The organism is Acinetobacter sp. YH12100, from assembly GCF_013419135.1.
GTDB classification, from domain to species: Bacteria; Pseudomonadota; Gammaproteobacteria; order Pseudomonadales; family Moraxellaceae; genus Acinetobacter; species Acinetobacter pseudolwoffii.
In genome coordinates this window covers 112,986-130,801 of the sequence record NZ_VPAQ01000002.1, presented here as the reverse complement: position 1 = coordinate 130,801, position 17,816 = coordinate 112,986, and the positions used below count along the sequence as shown (strand labels likewise).

Annotated in this window: 19 protein-coding genes; 10 read left to right on the top strand and 9 right to left on the bottom strand. The window is 44.1% G+C overall.

Annotation, left to right across the window (positions count from 1 at the left end):
- The first annotated feature begins 140 nt into the window (after positions 1-140).
- Together FTU40_RS02480 and FTU40_RS02475 are read left to right on the top strand one after the other, a co-directional pair.
- On the top strand, positions 141-926 hold the full coding sequence (locus tag FTU40_RS02480) for a sulfite exporter TauE/SafE family protein (RefSeq protein WP_100329294.1): 786 nt from the start codon (positions 141-143) through the stop codon (positions 924-926).
- 83 nt (positions 927-1,009) lie between these two features.
- Positions 1,010-2,422 (top strand): DASS family sodium-coupled anion symporter, encoded by a 1,413-nt coding sequence (locus FTU40_RS02475; RefSeq protein WP_005172903.1) that lies wholly within the window; start codon positions 1,010-1,012, stop codon positions 2,420-2,422.
- Between the two features lie 122 nt (positions 2,423-2,544).
- Here FTU40_RS02475 and FTU40_RS02470 read toward each other — a convergent pair whose 3' ends face one another.
- Together FTU40_RS02470 and FTU40_RS02465 are read right to left on the bottom strand one after the other, a co-directional pair.
- Positions 2,545-3,663 carry an HPP family protein gene (locus tag FTU40_RS02470; RefSeq protein WP_180039652.1) on the bottom strand — a complete coding sequence of 373 codons (1,119 nt, stop codon included), beginning with the start codon at positions 3,661-3,663 and terminating at the stop codon, positions 2,545-2,547.
- A gap of 232 nt (positions 3,664-3,895) precedes the next feature.
- Positions 3,896-4,738, bottom strand: a complete 843-nt coding sequence (locus tag FTU40_RS02465) for a transglutaminase family protein (protein ID WP_180039650.1) — start codon at positions 4,736-4,738, stop codon at positions 3,896-3,898.
- A 312-nt stretch (positions 4,739-5,050) separates the two neighbouring features.
- On the opposite strand from FTU40_RS02465, the gene glyQ reads away from it, so the two are divergent.
- Together glyQ and glyS are read left to right on the top strand one after the other, a co-directional pair.
- Positions 5,051-6,034: a glycine--tRNA ligase subunit alpha gene (gene glyQ / locus FTU40_RS02460; protein WP_005095400.1), complete on the top strand. Its 984-nt coding sequence runs from the start codon at positions 5,051-5,053 to the stop codon at positions 6,032-6,034.
- Positions 6,034-8,103, top strand: a complete 2,070-nt coding sequence (gene glyS, locus FTU40_RS02455; protein WP_180039648.1) for a glycine--tRNA ligase subunit beta — start codon at positions 6,034-6,036, stop codon at positions 8,101-8,103. The genes glyQ and glyS overlap by 1 nt, the downstream gene beginning before the upstream one ends.
- Positions 8,104-8,128: 25 nt before the next feature.
- Here the strand turns inward: glyS and FTU40_RS02450 are convergent, their stop codons facing one another.
- A complete protein-coding gene (locus FTU40_RS02450) occupies positions 8,129-9,178 on the bottom strand; it encodes a hypothetical protein (protein ID WP_180039646.1) in 1,050 nt (349 codons plus the stop codon).
- Positions 9,179-9,189: 11 nt separating this feature from the next.
- Between FTU40_RS02450 and FTU40_RS02445 the strand changes: the two genes are divergently transcribed.
- Both FTU40_RS02445 and FTU40_RS02440 read left to right on the top strand, forming a co-directional pair.
- Positions 9,190-9,579 (top strand): hypothetical protein, encoded by a 390-nt coding sequence (locus FTU40_RS02445; RefSeq protein WP_100329299.1) that lies wholly within the window; start codon positions 9,190-9,192, stop codon positions 9,577-9,579.
- Between the two features lie 226 nt (positions 9,580-9,805).
- Positions 9,806-10,300: a hypothetical protein gene (locus FTU40_RS02440; RefSeq protein ID WP_180039644.1), complete on the top strand. Its 495-nt coding sequence runs from the start codon at positions 9,806-9,808 to the stop codon at positions 10,298-10,300.
- 69 nt (positions 10,301-10,369) lie between these two features.
- Here FTU40_RS02440 and FTU40_RS02435 read toward each other — a convergent pair whose 3' ends face one another.
- The 3 genes from FTU40_RS02435 to FTU40_RS02425 all read right to left on the bottom strand — a co-directional run bounded on the left by FTU40_RS02435 (position 10,370) and on the right by FTU40_RS02425 (position 13,008).
- Complete coding sequence (locus tag FTU40_RS02435) at positions 10,370-11,323, bottom strand: 2-hydroxyacid dehydrogenase (RefSeq protein ID WP_180039642.1); 954 nt, start codon at positions 11,321-11,323, stop codon at positions 10,370-10,372.
- A gap of 89 nt (positions 11,324-11,412) precedes the next feature.
- Positions 11,413-11,610: a hypothetical protein gene (locus FTU40_RS02430; protein ID WP_005172920.1), complete on the bottom strand. Its 198-nt coding sequence runs from the start codon at positions 11,608-11,610 to the stop codon at positions 11,413-11,415.
- Positions 11,611-11,736: 126 nt separating this feature from the next.
- Positions 11,737-13,008, bottom strand: a complete 1,272-nt coding sequence (locus FTU40_RS02425; protein WP_159516193.1) for a hypothetical protein — start codon at positions 13,006-13,008, stop codon at positions 11,737-11,739.
- A 113-nt stretch (positions 13,009-13,121) separates the two neighbouring features.
- On the opposite strand from FTU40_RS02425, the gene FTU40_RS02420 reads away from it, so the two are divergent.
- Together FTU40_RS02420 and FTU40_RS02415 are read left to right on the top strand one after the other, a co-directional pair.
- On the top strand, positions 13,122-13,898 hold the full coding sequence (locus FTU40_RS02420) for a class I SAM-dependent methyltransferase (RefSeq protein WP_100355485.1): 777 nt from the start codon (positions 13,122-13,124) through the stop codon (positions 13,896-13,898).
- 15 nt (positions 13,899-13,913) lie between these two features.
- Positions 13,914-14,495 (top strand): hypothetical protein, encoded by a 582-nt coding sequence (locus FTU40_RS02415; RefSeq protein ID WP_180039640.1) that lies wholly within the window; start codon positions 13,914-13,916, stop codon positions 14,493-14,495.
- A gap of 157 nt (positions 14,496-14,652) precedes the next feature.
- Here the strand turns inward: FTU40_RS02415 and FTU40_RS02410 are convergent, their stop codons facing one another.
- Positions 14,653-15,852, bottom strand: coding sequence for a TIGR03862 family flavoprotein (locus tag FTU40_RS02410; protein ID WP_180039638.1), 1,200 nt, complete (start codon positions 15,850-15,852; stop codon positions 14,653-14,655).
- A 4-nt stretch (positions 15,853-15,856) separates the two neighbouring features.
- On the bottom strand, positions 15,857-16,501 hold the full coding sequence (locus FTU40_RS02405; RefSeq protein WP_171063366.1) for an SAM-dependent methyltransferase: 645 nt from the start codon (positions 16,499-16,501) through the stop codon (positions 15,857-15,859).
- A gap of 85 nt (positions 16,502-16,586) precedes the next feature.
- Between FTU40_RS02405 and FTU40_RS02400 the strand changes: the two genes are divergently transcribed.
- Entirely contained in the window at positions 16,587-16,760 is a 174-nt protein-coding gene (locus tag FTU40_RS02400) for a DNA gyrase inhibitor YacG (RefSeq protein ID WP_005095374.1), read from the top strand.
- Between the two features lie 173 nt (positions 16,761-16,933).
- Positions 16,934-17,116 (top strand): hypothetical protein, encoded by a 183-nt coding sequence (locus tag FTU40_RS02395; RefSeq protein ID WP_005095373.1) that lies wholly within the window; start codon positions 16,934-16,936, stop codon positions 17,114-17,116.
- 38 nt (positions 17,117-17,154) lie between these two features.
- Here FTU40_RS02395 and FTU40_RS02390 read toward each other — a convergent pair whose 3' ends face one another.
- A complete protein-coding gene (locus FTU40_RS02390) occupies positions 17,155-17,799 on the bottom strand; it encodes an MBL fold metallo-hydrolase (protein WP_159516190.1) in 645 nt (214 codons plus the stop codon).
- Positions 17,800-17,816 lie beyond the last annotated feature (17 nt).

Below are 17,816 nucleotides of genomic sequence, written 5' to 3'. Positions count from 1 at the left end.
CCACGATAATTCCCCTAGATTATCGTGGCTTTTTTTTGCCTATATTTTTGTTATTTCTATGCTGTATGACAGCTTTTTACTTTATCTTTTAGCTCAATTAGCGATAAATTCAATATTCCAATGTTTGAAATGGATGTCAGATGACTCAGGCAGAATGGATGATGCTGTGGCTCTGTGCCGTAGCAGCCCTGCTGCATGGTTTAAGCGGCTTTGGCTTTCCCATGATGAGTACGGCTGTTCTGTCCAGCGCATATCCGCTTAGCATCGCGGTTACCCTTGTCATTCTGCCCTGTTTGCTGCTGAATCTGATCATGCTCAATGCCGATCCTGCACATAGTCTGTTGAATAGTATTGGCTATTATATAAAACGCTATTGGCCATTAATGCTTAGTAGCCTGATCGGCAGTGTACTCGGGGTCAAGCTGTTACTTTGGCTAAATGAGGCTTATTTAAAACTGTTATTGGGTCTGGTAATTGTATTTTATGTCTTGGACCAGTTACGGGCACGACCCTTACAAGTTAGTCCGCATATTTCCAGCATGCTCTGTTTTGGTTTACTGGCCGGCATTATTGGAGGTGCGACCAATGCTATGGCACCTTTTCTGATGATGTATCTGATGAGTTGCCAGCTCTCAAAGATAGATATTGTTATTATCAGTAATCTCAATTTTATTGCCGGTAAACTGATCCAGCTGATTTTACTATTTCCAATTCTGATCACACTGGAAACCCATCAACAGCATATTCTGATCGGGATCAGCTTATTCGCCCTTGCTGGTGTCTGGATCGGAGGCAAAATACGCCATCGTTTATCTCAGCAGCACTTCAAATGGATTGTCCTGGCTTTACTTTTTGGCTTGGGCCTGTATGCCCTCTGGCAAAGTGCTGGATTATTGCAACAATCTGGTTATAGTATCTTTAAATAGGGTATTTTTTAAACAAAGCAAAATTACAAATTCAAAGCTGATATAAAAAAATGACGTAAATAAAAACCTTGCAAGGAGAGCATATGACTCAGACCAATCTAGCCACCCCAACCAATGCGATGCCTAAAGGGCTGCTCAAAGGCTGGATCCTTATTGTTGTTGCAGCTATTGTGGCCTATAGCCTCTATCTTTATCTGCCCTATGACCAGAATGCCAATAAGGGTCTGGCTCTGCTGGCTTTTATCGGTATTCTCTGGCTGACTGAAGCGATTCATATCACCATTACCGCACTTTTAGTTCCAGTGATGGCGGTGTTACTCGCCATGCCAATGGCCTCTGACGGGGGACTGGTTCCCATCACCACACAAGCCGCTTTGGCCACTTTTGCCGATCCTGTCATTTTCCTGTTTTTTGGTGGTTTTGCGCTGGCAACGGCATTGCATATCCAGAAGCTGGACCGGAAAATTGCCATGTGGATTATCTCCATGTCTGGTGGGCATTTGGGTATTTCTGTACTGGCGATTTTTGTGGTGACGGCGCTGCTGTCCATGTGGATTTCCAATACGGCCACTGCTGCCATGATGCTGCCTTTGGCCTTAGGCTTGCTTTCACATCTGGATGTCAGCAAGGATCGTAAAACTTTTGTCTTTATCCTGCTCGGCATTGCCTATTCGGCCAGTATTGGCGGGCTGGGCACCATGGTCGGTTCCCCTCCGAATGCCATTGCCGCCAAGGCACTCGGCTATGATTTTGCCGACTGGATGAAAATCGGCTTGCCGATGATGTTCATTATTCTCCCCGCCATGCTAGTCAGTTTATATCTGGTACTACGTCCAAAACTAAATCACAAAGTACAATTTGTGACCGAAGATATTCCCTGGACCGGCACCCGTATAGCCACCATGATCCTCTTTCTCTGTACTGCAATTGCCTGGATTTTCAGTAAAAAATTCACCGAAATTTTTGGTATTTCTCAGCCGGATACCTGGATTGCAATTTCGGCTGCCTGTATGGTGGTAATTCTAGGTACCGCAAGCTGGAAACAGATTGCAGAAAATACCGACTGGGGGGTCTTGTACCTATTTGGTGGTGGTCTGACCTTGAGTGCCATTCTGAAGGATTCAGGCAGTTCGCTGGTACTGGGGCAAACTCTGGCCAATGCCTTTGGTGATGCCTCCCCGCTGATGATTATTTTTGTAGTCGCCACTTTTATTATCTTCCTGACTGAATTTACCAGTAATACCGCTTCGGCTGCCCTGCTGGTACCAGTATTTGCCGCAATTGCGGATCAGATGGGCATGCCCAAAGAAATTCTGGTGATTGTCATTGGTATTGGTGCCTCATGTGCCTTTATGCTGCCGGTAGCTACCCCGCCCAATGCGATTGTTTTTGGAACCGGTCATATCCAGCAAAGCGAAATGATGAAAGTCGGTTTTGTACTGAATATTATGTGTATCTTTATTATTTCACTGTTTATTTACTGGTTCTTCCTCTAAACCAAGTCCAATAAAAAAGCACGTTTTGGCGTGCTTTTTTATTGGCAAGTATCGCTGCTTTTTAAGCAAAATCCTTGCTCAAAGCAGATGCATTAAACTCAGATAATTTCTCTAAAATCATCTTATTCAGTTCTGCTTTTGATCTTAAGTTGATTGAGTTCCTGATTCAGTGCAGCAATGATATCGGCACGACTGATAATTCCCACCAGCTGTTGTTGACTGACCACCGGAATATAATTAAAAGAACGTTCAACAAAATAAGGCACCAGATCCTGAATCGGCTGGGTCGGCTGCACCGTGACGACTTTTAAGCTCATAATATGCCTGACCTGATCTTCCCAACTGCTGCGAATATCCGAAGCACGCTTAAACCATTCCACCACGTCATACATGGCCAAAGTGCCGACCAGTTTTTCTTCTGCATTGACCACGGGCAGGCTCATCAGGTTCATCTGTTTAAACTTGTCCAGCGCATGATGAATATTGTCATTTTCATGCAGCGTGACCACATCTTTGGTCATAATATCCTGACAAGTAAATTCATGCACCGCCCGCGCATTGGCAATATCCTGTGCTTCCAGAATAATCTTTTGCAGGTCATATTCACTGATATCCAGCAATTCTGTTTGCTGGTCTAGCACGTCCTGAATATCCTGCGGCTGAATGGTAACTTTCTGGGTCGGGGTTGGATCTTTAGAACGGGTATTCAGTTGCGCCTGCTGCGGATAGCTCTTGCCAATCATGCGGTTAAATACAATGGCGATGATCATCAGCAGCAGTGAATTTAAGAGCACCGGATAAAACACAAAGGCATAGCCCAGATCATGTACCGCATTTCCGCCCAAGACCGCAGTAATCGCGACCGCACCACTCGGGGGATGCAAGGAATCTGTGGTCATCATCAGCATAATCGACAGAGCGACGGCGACACTAAAAGCTTCAGTCGGATTGACCATGAATAATGCGCAGGTTACGCCGACCACAGCCGCAATGGTATTCCCCACCATAATATTCCAGGGCTGTGCCAGAGGACTGGCCGGCACTGCAAACAGCAACACCGAAGACGCCCCCATCGGTGCAATATACCAGGCCTTAAAATCACCCAGAATCCACAAACTCAGCAATGAGGATACGGCCAAGCCGATCAGGGCACCGATGCCGCATAACAGACGGTCTTTGAGCGGAAGGACTTTGAAGTTTGGTTTTAAGGTATTGAGCCAGTCTAGATTTGAGTGAAACACAGTCTACCTGATTTACTTTTTATCGATTTTCCGCATTATAGAACCAAGCAGCCTTAAAGGTATATTTGTTTTATATCTTTTAATGTTGCATGTATGCCTACTTTTTAGAAAAAAAATGTCGGCATGATTGCTTATTATCAAAATGGTTTTGAATAGCTAAGGCTTTATGCTTCTGCATATTCCAACAACATCATGACTTACAATGAAGCTGATAAAACTGTTTAAAATCATGTTATTTTGCAGTAATTTCAGTAGGCTTTGATAGCGGATTTTCATCTGATTCAGAGCGAATAATCGGCTCGATTTTAATCAGCTCGACCTCACCATAGAAGGTCGAAAATGCCACATCTCCGGCATCGACGCCAGTGCCAATCCGAATTAAATTTTCTACAGGCGCCAAACGGGTCGGATCAAACAGTACCCACCCACCCTCTAAATAAGCTTCAAAAATGGCGTGAAAATCGGGTAAAAACTTTTCGATTTCGACATAACCGACCACCATGCGTGCTGGAATGCCTAAAGCACGACACAGCGCAATACCTAAATGAGCAAAGTCACGACAGACGCCCGCCCGATGGATGAGCACATCTGTTGCAGTACTAAACTGATCCGTGCTGCCAGAAACATAAAATATATTGTTATAAATCCATTGTTCAATCGCTTTGACCCGCGCATAACCCGGCGTCATCCAGCCAAAGGACCGCTTGGCCATTTCTGCAAATAAATCCGAATTACAGTAACGGCTGGCCAGCAAATAAGGCAGCACCGCATCAGGCAAATCCGGAATCAGCACTTCATTCAGATTATGCTGCGCATCTGCATTGATCACCGGATGACGTTCAACTGTCGCGTTATAATGCACTTCAAAGACATCACAAGGTTGGACATGCAGACGTATATAACGATTTTGATGATTTAAATCCTGGAATTCACGCCATACGACAGGCATATTAAATGTCAGTTGTTGTTCAAGAATAGTTTGATCGGAATGATGTGCCGCCTGAATCAGAAAAACAAATTCTGTGGTCTGGACAACCTTATATTTTAAATGACATTGAATTTGATAAGTGGTCATGAATTTCCTTATTTTTAAGCATTATTATATTGTGTGAATATTAAACTAATTTTAGGATGCTAATCGTATAAGATCAGTTGAGCTTTATAACGCTCCGGTTAATCGGATGCCATATATCTGATTTATTCTTGATTTTTAAGTTAGCCTCAATTGGCCAGTAAAGCTGAAATCACGACAGATGCATAGATGACTCTTCTTGTTTAAAGGTATTCTGGATTTTTCAAAAAAGGTTCCACACATTAACCCTTTGCCACTCCCCTGCAAAGTCCTTATAATTGAGCACAATTTTTCTCTAATTTTAAGTGGATGACCATGAGTCGCGCCATATCGCATATTGATACCTTCCAAGGCTTAATTCTTGCCTTACAAACTTACTGGGCGGAGCAAGGCTGTGTAATTTTGCAGCCTTACGACATGGAAATGGGCGCAGGAACATTCCATACAGCGACTTTCCTTCGTGCTTTAGGGCCTGAAACCTGGAACGCAGCCTACGTTCAGCCGTCACGTCGTCCGAAAGATGGCCGTTATGGCGAAAACCCGAACCGTCTGCAACATTATTACCAATTCCAGGTGGTACTGAAGCCAAACCCGGACAACATCCAACAGCTCTACCTTGACTCGCTTAAAGCGATTGGAATCGATCCACTGGTACACGACATTCGTTTTGTAGAAGACAATTGGGAATCACCAACACTCGGTGCTTGGGGTCTAGGCTGGGAAGTCTGGCTCAACGGTATGGAAGTGACGCAGTTTACTTATTTCCAGCAAGTGGGCGGTGTTGAATGCTACCCAGTGACAGGCGAAATCACCTACGGTCTTGAGCGTCTTGCCATGTACTTGCAAGGTGTAGACTCGGTTTACGATTTAGTTTGGACCAAAGGTCAGTTCGGTACTGTGACCTATGGCGATGTGTTCCATCAAAATGAAGTTGAGCAGTCAACTTATAACTTTGAATATGCAAACGTTGAAAAAATGTTTGAGCTGTTCGATTTCTACGAAGCTGAAGCAACGCGTTTAATCGAAGCTGAACTGCCATTGCCTGCTTATGAGCAAGTGATTAAAGCATCACACTGCTTTAACTTATTAGATGCGCGTGGCGCGATTTCGGTGACTGAACGTCAACGTTATATTTTACGTGTGCGTACTTTGGCACGTGCCATTGCAAATAGCTATGTAGCAGCGCGTGCGAAATTGGGCTTCCCGATGGCTGAACCTGAGCTTCGTGATGAAGTTTTAGCACAGTTAAAAGCACAAGTTGAAGCAGAAGCAAAAGTTGAATCTAAGGAGAGCAAATAATGTCTAAACATACCGTTTTGTTCGAATTAGGCTGTGAAGAACTTCCACCGAAAAGCCTTAAAAAATTACGTGATGCATTGCAAGCAGAAACCGTAAAAGGCTTAAAAGATGCTGGTCTTGCTTTTGATTCTATCGAAGCCTATGCAGCACCACGTCGTTTAGCATTAAAAATTACCAATGTTGATGGCGCGCAAGCTGACACGCAAAAACGTTTCGACGGCCCTGCAAAGCAAGCAGCCTTTGATGCGGAAGGCAACCCAACCAAAGCGCTTGAAGGCTTTATGCGTGGTCAAGGCATCACGGTTGATCAAGTATCGACTTTCCAAGCCGGTAAAGTTGAAAAAGTGTGCTACCTAAAAGATGTCAAAGGCCAAAGCCTTGATGCACTTTTACCACAAATTTTACAAAATGCATTAGACAACCTGCCAATTGCAAAACGCATGCGTTCTGCGGCGAGCCGTACTGAATTTGTACGTCCTGTGAAATGGGTGGTATTGCTTAAAGACAACGATATTGTTGATGCAACCATTCAAGATCACAAAGCAGCTAACGTGACTTTCGGTCATCGTTTCCATGCACCTGAAGCAATCACTTTAACGCATGCTGACGAATACTTAGCGAAATTAAAAGCAGCGCATGTTGTGGCTTCTTTTGAAGAACGTCAAGCCATTATCGACCAACAAGTGAAAGCGTTGGCTGATGAAGTCAATGCCATTGCAATTGTACCAAGCGATTTACGTGACGAAGTGACTGCACTGGTTGAATGGCCTGTTGCGCTTCGTGCCAGCTTTGAAGAACGCTTCCTTGCTGTTCCGCAAGAAGCATTAATTACCACCATGCAGGACAACCAAAAGTACTTCTGTTTAGTGAATGCTGACAATAAACTGCAACCGTACTTCATTACGGTATCGAACATTGAGTCGAAAGACCCAACACAAATTATTGAAGGTAACGAGAAAGTGGTTCGTCCACGTTTGTCGGATGCGGAATTCTTCTTCCTGCAAGACCAAAAACAACCGCTTGCTTCTCGTAAAGAGAAATTGGCGAACATGGTGTTCCAAGCAGAATTGGGCACGCTTTGGAACAAGTCTGAACGTATTGCAAAATTGGCTGTTGCTTTAGCGCCTATTACGGGTGCAAATGCTCAAGACGCTGAAAAAGCAGCGCTTCTTGCAAAATGTGACTTAACCTCTGAACTTGTGGGTGAGTTCCCTGAACTTCAAGGGATCGCGGGGACTTACTACGCACGTCTTGAAGGCGAAAATGATGAAGTTGCTGAGTCTTTAGGCGAGCAGTATTTACCTAAATTCGCGGGTGACGTTTTACCGAAAACCAAAACAGGTACAACCATTGCCCTTGCGGATCGTTTAGATACTTTGACGGGTATTTTTGGTATTGGTCAAGCGCCTACAGGCTCTAAAGACCCGTTTGCACTGCGTCGTTCTGCAATTGGTATTTTGCGTCTTGTGACTGAAAATGAACTTGATGTGTCGATTGAAGACCTGATCAAACTTGCTTTAGCTGCTTATGGCGATGTATTGAAAGATCACGACAAGACTTTAAATGATGCAGTTGCATTCCTTGAAGGCCGTTACCGTGCGAAATACGAAGACCAAGGCGTAGCTGTTGATGTGATTCAAGCTGTTCAAGCCTTGTCACCAAAATCTCCACTTGATTTTGACAAGCGTGTCAATGCGGTCAATCACTTCCGTGCCTTGCCTGAAGCTGCTGCCCTTGCTGCTGCCAACAAGCGTGTTGCCAATATTCTTGCAAAAGAAGCTGCACCTGAAGGTGAAATTGTTGAAGCAAGCCTGGTTGAAGATGCTGAGAAAGCATTGTTCGCTGAACTTGCGAAAATCACACCTGTGGTTGAGCCGTTATTTGCTGCCAAAGACTACACTGCTGCACTTTCAGCTTTAGCTGCACTTCGTGCGCCAGTCGATGCGTTCTTTGACGGTGTAATGGTGATGGCTGATGATGCAGACCTTAAAGCAAACCGTTTACGTATGCTTGCTCAGCTGCGTGATTTGTTTACGAAAGTCGCTGATATTTCAGTGTTACAGCACTAAGTTCCGATTTAATAAAAAACCCGCTTTAAAGCGGGTTTTTTATTTCATACTTTTCATCAATTTCAGCCATTAAGCTTTTGAAATAGTCATTTTTTTCATTAAGATAAAAATTATATATTCGTCCAGCTCGTTCATCATTGCTCCGCATTGCTTTTCTCATTAACTCGATTGCAACTAGATAATCTTCAATTTCATTAAACCAATATTCACCATGTAATAATCGATTTTCTAAAGATTGTTTTAACGCTAAATATTCTCTCTGGATATTATCTAAAGCTGTATAAGCAAATAGTTTATTCTGCTCATCATAAATACTATGAGTTTTTTCAAACCAATAAGAAATTGGCAACAAGCCAACTAATTTTTCATTTTCAAATTTCTTTTTAACTTCATTTTCCATAATAATTATTTCTTTATTCAGTCTTCTCAAGAGAACAATTGCTTCATCTAATTGCTTCTTGAGTAACTCATAAATAGAAATTTCTTCATAAACTGTATCTTCTTTCTTTTTAGAATATCTCAACAAGTCAAAACCAGATTTATTAATTGTGATACGAGAAATAAAATTATTAAATTCATCCTTATCTTTTTCGCTTCTTCCTCCTTCATTATTTAGGATTGTGTGCCCAATCGAAGCATTCCGAACCTTACGGATCTTTTTCAACTCACTATTTGCTTCCCATTGAACTTTGAATACTTCATATAGATGCTTCAAGCTATCTTGTTGAAGAATGAAACATTGTAAAATTCCATAGCAATGAATGTATTTAAGCCCTGTTTCTTTAGGAAACTCCGTTTGCAGATAATCCTTAAAGGCTAAGGATGTGTCTCCTAACACATCTAAAGCACTGCATAGCATCCACCATCTGTGCTTATCATTTAATAATTGGTAATGAAGAACTCCACAATTAATATAATTACGCAGCTGATTTTCTAAATTTTCTATTTGATCTAAAGAGTCTAGTAGATGATCCATACTTATATCTATACGGGTAGAGTATTCTTTAAAATTAGTTTTCAAATCATAGGCAATTTCATCTGAATTGCCTATACTCAACCTAACAACACTCAACAAGAAAGAATCATATGAAATTTAAAGCTCTTATTTTGACGGGTCTTGCGAGTATCGCAGTTACAGCTTGTACATCTGCACCAAAAATCCCGCAGCTTGAAGTTGGCGTCTTACAGGAAGTACAAAACCTCGAAGTATCTCCAGAAACCACCAACAACAAGGCAAAACTGACCAAGTTCCTCGACAAATGCGTGATTGAATTTACCGGCGATCTTGGCAATAACCGTGTCGTTGAACAATGGTCATTTAAAGGCCTTACCCTGATGGATGCAGGTTCAGCAACTTTCCAGCGCGACGGCACCAGCACTGCACAAAAGTTTGATCTACATGCCGAAAATGTACAAAAAAACTTTATTTCACTCCGCCATCACTTTGCCAAAGATGCATTAACTCAATGTGACTAAGCATCCTGCCCTGTTTTTATTCAGAAAATGGGGCAATTCTTTATCTAAAATAAATAAAAACCGGTTTCATATCTCACCGCGCCGTCTTTCATTACAAAAAAGCTAAATTGTACTTCTTGGAAGCGCTAGCGAATCCATCAGTTCTTCATTGTTTTCGTGAAATTATCCGCTACACTCAAAATCAAACAAAAGATCGCTATTTGACTACTTCGAGGTCGATCACATTATGATGATGAAAAAAGCTATTATTCTCGGCACTGCATTTTTAATCTGCATTCCGGTATTGACACAAGCTGCAACCGAATCAGAAGCACAAACCAGCAAACCTATTGCGCCATATGGCACCAATCCAAATCTTTTGCATGTCTTTGCCTATAAAGCTCAGGAAGGCGTCATCAATACCGCAGAAAAAGTCGGTGAAGTGACTGAAAAAGGCATTGCCAAAGTCAAACCAGGTGTAGATCGTGCTTGGGGAAATACCAAGGCAGCGGCTTCAGAAACCGCACAAAAAGTCGATCAGGGAGCTACGCAAGCAGCCCAACAAACCAATCAGAAAATCCAGCAAACCAAAGAAGTGTGGCGCACCAACCCTCAACAAGCAGCACCGATTGTGCAACAGCCTTTGAGTGAATCCTCTGCGCCTCCGCAAACCACAACACCACAGATGCAGCCTCAATCCGGTTCCGGCACTGCCACCAGCTATGCAGTGACTGATTTATAAGAAAAGCCCGTCATGGGCTTTTTATTTATCTTTCAGCAAAAAATATTCACTTCAAGAGAAGGATTAAAATCAATTCACCTGTCGAATTGGCTGGCCATTTTTAAAAGCCTCAACATTTTCGACCATCTGATTCACAATGCGCTGCCGTGCATCAACACTGCCCCATGCATTATGCGGCGTCACAATCAGGTTTGGAATTGTTGCATCGAGTAGGACATTGCCTTCTTTCGGTGGCTCCACCGTTAAAACATCGGTCGCTGCACCGGCAATCTGACCCTCACGCAGCGCCTGCGCCAAGGCTGCTTCATCGACAATTCCGCCACGCGCACAGTTAATTAAAAATGCGCTTGGCTTCATGGCTTCGAGTTCAGCATGACTGATCAAATGCCGGGTGTCTTCAGTGAGTGGACAATGCAGACTGAGAAAATCAACTTGAGCAAGCAACTCGGCAAATGCTACACGGGATGCATCTGCTGGACGGTTTGGCAGCGCCGCAATCAGAACTTTCATGCCAAAAGCTTCAGCCAGTTTCGCCACCGCATGGCCCAGTTCACCATAACCGACAATGCCCAGTGTTTTTCCGGCCAGCTCGACAATTGGCGCATCCAGCAAACAGAATTGTGAAGATTTTTGCCACTGGCCTTGTTGTAGCGCATGTTGATAAGACAGAAATGAAGTGGCCAGATTGAGCATTAACATTAAAGTATGTTGCGCAACCGCAGACGTTCCATAGGCCTGACAGTTACAGACCACAATGCCGCGTGCTTTGGCCGCAGCCAGATCGACATTATTGCTGCCGGTCGCAGAAATCAGGATCAGTTTCAGTTCAGGAGATTGCTGAATGGTCGCAGCATCAATCAGTACTTTATTGCTAATAATGACCTCAACCTCGGCCACGCGGGAAGCAATCTCGGCAGCCGAAGTCGTTGGATACAACACAAGCGGATCAAAGGCTGCATGCAGTGCCTGAAAGTCCAAATCCTGTTGGTCTAGAGAAGCATAGTCTAAATAAACGGCTTTCATGGCTGTTCCCTCAATCCTGTTGAACCATTGATCTTTATCATTTAAAACAAGTCATTGAGGCTTTTCAAGCAGTTTCCGCTCTGCCAATCTTAATCTAGCGGTTTATCGAGATGATTGCGCAATGAACGCCGGATTTTATAGATCACATACACCGCCAGAATGATCATGAAAATAATCGATGCACTCATCATAATCACGGCTGGATGTACACTTTCTGCATGTGCCAGATTGGGCAGCGCTAAACCGACCATGAAACAGACTTGTATCATCTGGGCAGATTGCATCATATAGAGACCCCCTGGTTCGTTTCAACTATCGGGAGCAGTACGGGTGGATATTATTTGTACCGCCTATCTCTATATTATGCCTAGCCAATCACATGTCAAGTAATTGTTTTTTATTAAAAAATAAAGCTAGTTTATCTCATTGTGCGTCACAAACTGCGTATTTTTGTCACTTTCATCGATAAAGGCCGCAGCGCCATACTCATTGGTACTTAAATTCAAGTGCTTATAGCTGAACATATAATAATCGCTATAACGTTTCATGAGAATCGGGTGCATGCCCAGACTGAGTTCATCCTGCTCCTTGATCAGTTTCATGACATGCCGGTCATTCATCACCACCAGATAACGCTCATCATTCAAGCTGATGCTCAATAGGCCATTGCCTTTGGCATAAATCGGAATCAGGAATTTATGGTTCAGGGCAATCGCGCCTTCTGCATAACTTTCGATTTTATGACTGATGACATTAAATACCAGACCATGTCCATATTGATCCAGAAGCAACTGACGATTTTCCTGCGGCAAATTGACATGAATGCCGAGCTTGAGCAGGTCATGCTGATCGACCTGTTTATTTTGCAATAATTCTCTTAAGATCACCTGTTTCTGGCTGGCATCAAAAAACTGATTATCCAGTTGCAGATCATTATTTTTCAGGATACGCCCCAAGGCCATACGATGGCGTGGCAAAACATTTTCAATGACTTTGCGATAATAGAACTTGCTGTTTTTCTTGACCCGACGCATTTTCTGGTAAAAATAACTCGGTTCGTAATCATGTACCAAAAAGTCATACAGCAATTCGGAACTGGCCAGAACGGCAATGGCATCATGTCCGGTAAATGGCAAATGCAGCACATGATGCTGCGGAATCAGGGCCTGTAATTTCAGATAATGCGCACGGTCTTCGGCACAATACGGATCATAGACAATAATATATTCGCACGTGCTATCGATATCTTCGGCTTCAACCCGCATTCCTGCATTCAGCTCTGGTTGATAGAACATATTATAGCGGGCATCGTGTACATCATCCGGATTGATCGAATATTGCGGCACCATCGCCACCACGCGCTGCACGCCTAAGGCGCGGGAATACTTGATCGCGGCATAGCCACCCATCGAGCCACCATAGGCAACCCGCTGCTGAAACGGCGCAATCAGTTCAGCCACTGCCTTTAACATGTTCCACATGGAACCTTGCGGGAACCAGGACTTGTGCTTGGGCATAATACCCAGAACATTGAATTCAAATTTCTGTAGCGACTTTTCTGCATTGATGTTGAGGCCCTTGGCACGGGTAATCAAATCGCCAAATGAAAAAATCAATTCTGAAGATGACCCCGGCATAAAAATCGCGCGTATATGCTCATCTTCAAAAACAATCTGCTTGTCCATAACTTTCCCGTGCTGGTAAATCGAACCCTTCCACAACAATTCAATCAATGAATGCTGTCAAAAAAGTGAATATGCTATTTTATATCGATCAAAAAGATTAAAAAGCGCAAAATATGACACAATCATTACATCCGGCAGCAAAACGGGGTTTTAGTGCATCTGCCGAGCTGTATCAGCAAGTGCGTCCCGATTATCCGGCAGAGATCAGTCAGTGGCTGGCCGATACTTTGACTTTGCCTGTCGATGCGCGTCTTTTGGATTTGGGCAGTGGGACCGGCAAGTTTATTCCTTATTTACGCCCGCTCAGTAAAAACATCATCGCTGTCGATCCGGTTGCGGAAATGCTGGCACAATTAAAACTGGCCCATCCGGACATTGAGGCTGTTGAAGGCCTGAGCCATCAACTCCCCTTGCCTGATCATAGCCTGAATGCGGTATTTTGTGCACAGTCATTTCACTGGTTTGCGAATGCAGAGACCTTACAGGAACTCAACCGAGTCCTAAAACCCGATGCTTATCTGGTTCTGGTCTGGAATCAGCGGGATACCCGGGTAGACTGGGTTCAGGCACTGGCAGATTGTATCGCCCCATTAGAAGGTGATACCCCGCGTTATCATAGCGGAGCGTGGCGCAAGGTGTTTGAACAACAAACCCTGTTTCAGCCGTATGCAGAAACCAGCATGACCCGGCAACACCATGGCAGTGTGGAGCAGGTGGTATCAAAACGGCTACTCTCGACCAGCTTTATTGCAGCCATGCCGGCATCCCGGCAAGCACAGCTCAAACAACAGTTTGAACAGATTATCTGGGACTATACAGCCAAAGGTATAGAGGAAATGATTGATTTTCCTTATATTACTCATATATACGTATTTAAAAAAACTAATTAAAAACAGGAGTCAATCATGCATAAAATATCAGGAATGACACGCACTGCCCTGTTTGCAGCAGTCATGCTGCTCATGGCATGTGACCAGAAAACATCGGAAAGTACCGAACCGGCTGCAGACAGCACGGTTTCAGATCAGGTGATGCAGGAACTGAAAACCGAGCCGCTGAAAGACTTTCCCAAAACCACTGAGGATCCACATGATATTGCAGTACTGACCGATTATGAGCAACGTTTTCAGGAAATGAGTGCGGAGCTGGAAAAAGAATTAAACAGCATGCGTGATGAAGATAGCTTGAGTCCGGAGTTTATTCAGCAACGCCAGCGCGATCATGTACAGTCAGCCCTGAATATGCTGAAGGATTTAGAACTGAAAACCGAACAGGGCCGTTATATTCAGGGCATGATGTATCAATATTGGCAACATCAGGACAAATTGGTAAATAGTCCTGAGACTCAAACCAAAACAGTGAATGAGGCCAGTGAAAGTGTCAAAGGTTTAGGGAAATATCTGCATGCGCAAGAGCAACTAGAACGCTGGCGTTCGCAATATCCGGATCTGAATGCCAACACAGCACCTGCCCGCCCAGCCAGTTAATTCCATGGAGCTCATTGCTTGCACCCAGCTTGACTAAAATACACAGCGAATATCTAAGCTCAATGGGTGCATACAGGCACCTTGAATAAGCATGATACTGTCCAGGCTTGGTCTGCATTTCAGAATAAGGGCTTTTTCTCCCTCAGCATAAAATGACTTAGCTGGCCTTTAGGAACTGATGCACCCCTTGACCTGCCGCCCGGCCTGTAGCAAAACAGGCTGTCAGCAGATAACCTCCAGTCGGTGCATCCCAGTCCAGCATTTCCCCACAAAGAAATACATACGGATTGGATTTAAGTTGGAGCTGTTCCGACAGCACTTCACGCTTGACCCCACCTGCACAGCTAATCGCTTCTTCAATCGGACGAAAGCCTGTAAGTGGAATGGTCAAATGTTTTATCTGCTTGGCTAATTCAGCAGCATCTTGCCACCAAGTCTTGGCCACCAGTTCACGCACCAAAGCCGCTTTGGCACCATCCAATCCGGCTTTACGCCAAACATTGCTTAAAGACTGCTTCTTAGTCGGCTGTAATTTTTTCGCCAATTGCCCCACACTTTGGTCAGGAAATAAATCCAGACTCAGTTGCATTTGCTGACCTTGTTTTAGCTGTTCGCGTAAACCTCTTCCCTGCTTATAAATCAAACCACTTTCAAGCCCATAATGACTGATCACAATGTCACCCGTGGTTTTTTCACCTTGCCCGACCCAGGCTTCTACACGCTTTAAAGGCTGACCAAAGATAGGTTGCATAAATGTGGACCACGGATATTCCACCCCGGCATTACTGGCCTGAAAAACCTCAATCTCATCGGGTTTTAACCAGGCTTGCCATGCGCCGTCACTGCCCAGTTCTGACCAGGATATTGCACCACAGGCCAAAATAATCGCATCAAATTTTTCAGTGCGAAGTTCATTATTTTTTAGATCGTGCAGCTCAAGCTGTTGTTGATGCAGGCGGCTGACTTTATGCCGGTAATGAAACTGGATGCCATGACTGGCCAAGCGCTTGAGCCAGGCACGCAGCAAGGGAGCAGCTTTCATCTCTGTGGGAAATACCCGACCGGATGAACCAATATAAGGCTCAATGCCGAGTTCCTGCATCCAGTTTTGAATCCAGACAGCATCCCACTGTTTGACCCATGGCGACAACCAGTCCACCTGATCATAACGCTGCACAAATTGCTCAACCGGTTCCGCATGAGAGATATTCAGGCCGGTTTTGCCTGCCATCAAAAATTTACGTGCAGCAGACGGTTTTTGCTCATAGACGTGCAGCTCATAATCAAACTGACTAAGGACTTCTGCGGCCATTAACCCGGCAGGGCCAGCGCCAACAATGGCAATACGTTTGCTCATCTGATTATTCCGCGATGCTAGCATTCTGCCCTTGCAAAGGCTGGAAATCATCAAACCGTGTCACATAAGCTTCAGGTTTAGTAATAATAAGTTGCTGACACAATTCCCCACGTTCCAGATATTTAATTTCAAAATGGGTGCGTGCTGAATCCTGGGCAATAACTTCTTTAATAAAAGGTAATTTCCACAGTTGTTCTGCCTGCTGTTCTGCTTCTTCGATATAGGCAGGAATATTACTGGCCAGTGTAATGGTTCCACCCGTCTTTAAACGGGAAAGTAAAAACTCAAAAAATGGCATATTGACCCAGCGCTGCGCCGGATTATGCGGTTCCGGATTTGGATACAAAATAAAGAATTGTTCTACCTGCTCTGGATACAATGCATGCACGATCCACGGCAAAGCATCGGCATGAACGGTCTGTAAATTGGCCTGACCTTCAATCCCGTGCTGTTTTTGCATGGCCAGGAATTTTTCGCGGGTACGTTCAATCGCAATCAGTTGAGTATCGGGGTGGGTCTTGGTAAATAACAAAGCATGTTTGCCTTTACCCGCCCCGACTTCGATGCAGACCGCTTCAGGACTGATGCTTTGAAAATCACGGGGTGCATGCATACGCTGTGCTTGAAATTGACGAATCGGCATAATCAGATCAAACTAATAAAAACCGCATAAGTCTACCAAGTGCGGCTATATTTGCCTAATCGAAGCTTTATTTTTCTTTGGAGTTGATCTCATGCCCACTACTTTAAACTGTCCGCGCTGTGGCAAACTGACGACCTGGGAAGAGAATGATTTCCGTCCTTTCTGTTCAGAACGCTGTAAGATGATTGACTTGGGCGCATGGGCCAATGAAGAATATAGCTTGCCCACTCAAGATGCACCGCAGGCGGACACTTCTGAGGATTAGAAGTTCTTTGCAGTAAAAAATATTTCTAAACTGAAGACTATGTAGAAAATTAGCCAAAAATCACATAAAGTTTATAAAATCACCCTGAAAAGCCAACACGAATTAACACCATTCATCGTGCCTTAGCATTATTGTTCTACTTTAAATCTTCACATTATTTTTAGAGCAATAATATGAGCTATATTATTTTAAAAGTCATATTAGTTGGGGTGGGTCTACTGGCACTTCTCTCTCTGGGAGTCGGTATTTTCCAACAAGATAGCTTATTTATTGTACTGGGTGTACTTTTTGCTTTTATGGCCTGGCTAATTCACATGCAAACTCGTCAATTTAGCAGTGATCCATTTTCAAAATAAAAGACCAAGGATACTTGGTCTTTTATTCACGTCGATATTTAACCCGCTTTGCCTGCAACAAAGGGATTATGCTGCTTTTCAAAACCAATGGTGCTGATCGGTCCATGTCCTGAAATAAACTGGGTTTCATCCGGCAGGCTAAAACATTCACGCTGAATTGAATCCAAGAGCTGCTGATGATCGCCACGCGGGAAATCCGTACGGCCAATCGAGCCTTTAAACAGCACATCGCCCGTCCATAACAGGGCATGATTGCTATTATAAAACATCACATGGCCCGGGGTATGCCCTGGCGCGAAACGCACTTCAAATTCTTCATCACCGAGCTTCAGTATTTCCCCCCCTTCCAGCCATTGTGTCACTTCAACTTTTTCTGGAATCGGAAAACCATAACGCGCTGAAACCTCCTGAATCATGTCCAGCCAGAAAGCATCTTCCTTATGTGGCCCAATTACTGGTACATTCCAGGCCTTTTTCAAGGCGCCTACTGCACCTGCATGATCCAGATGTCCATGGGTCAGCCATAAAGCTTTCACGGTTAAGCCCAGAGCTTCGACCTCAGCTTTGAGTTTTTCAGCTTCGCCCCCTGCATCAATCAAAATGGCTTCTTTCGTGTCCGTATCCCAAATGATCGAACAGTTTTGCTGAAAAGCAGTAACCGGAACAATTTTGACTTGTAACATAGGGCAAAAAACCTCGG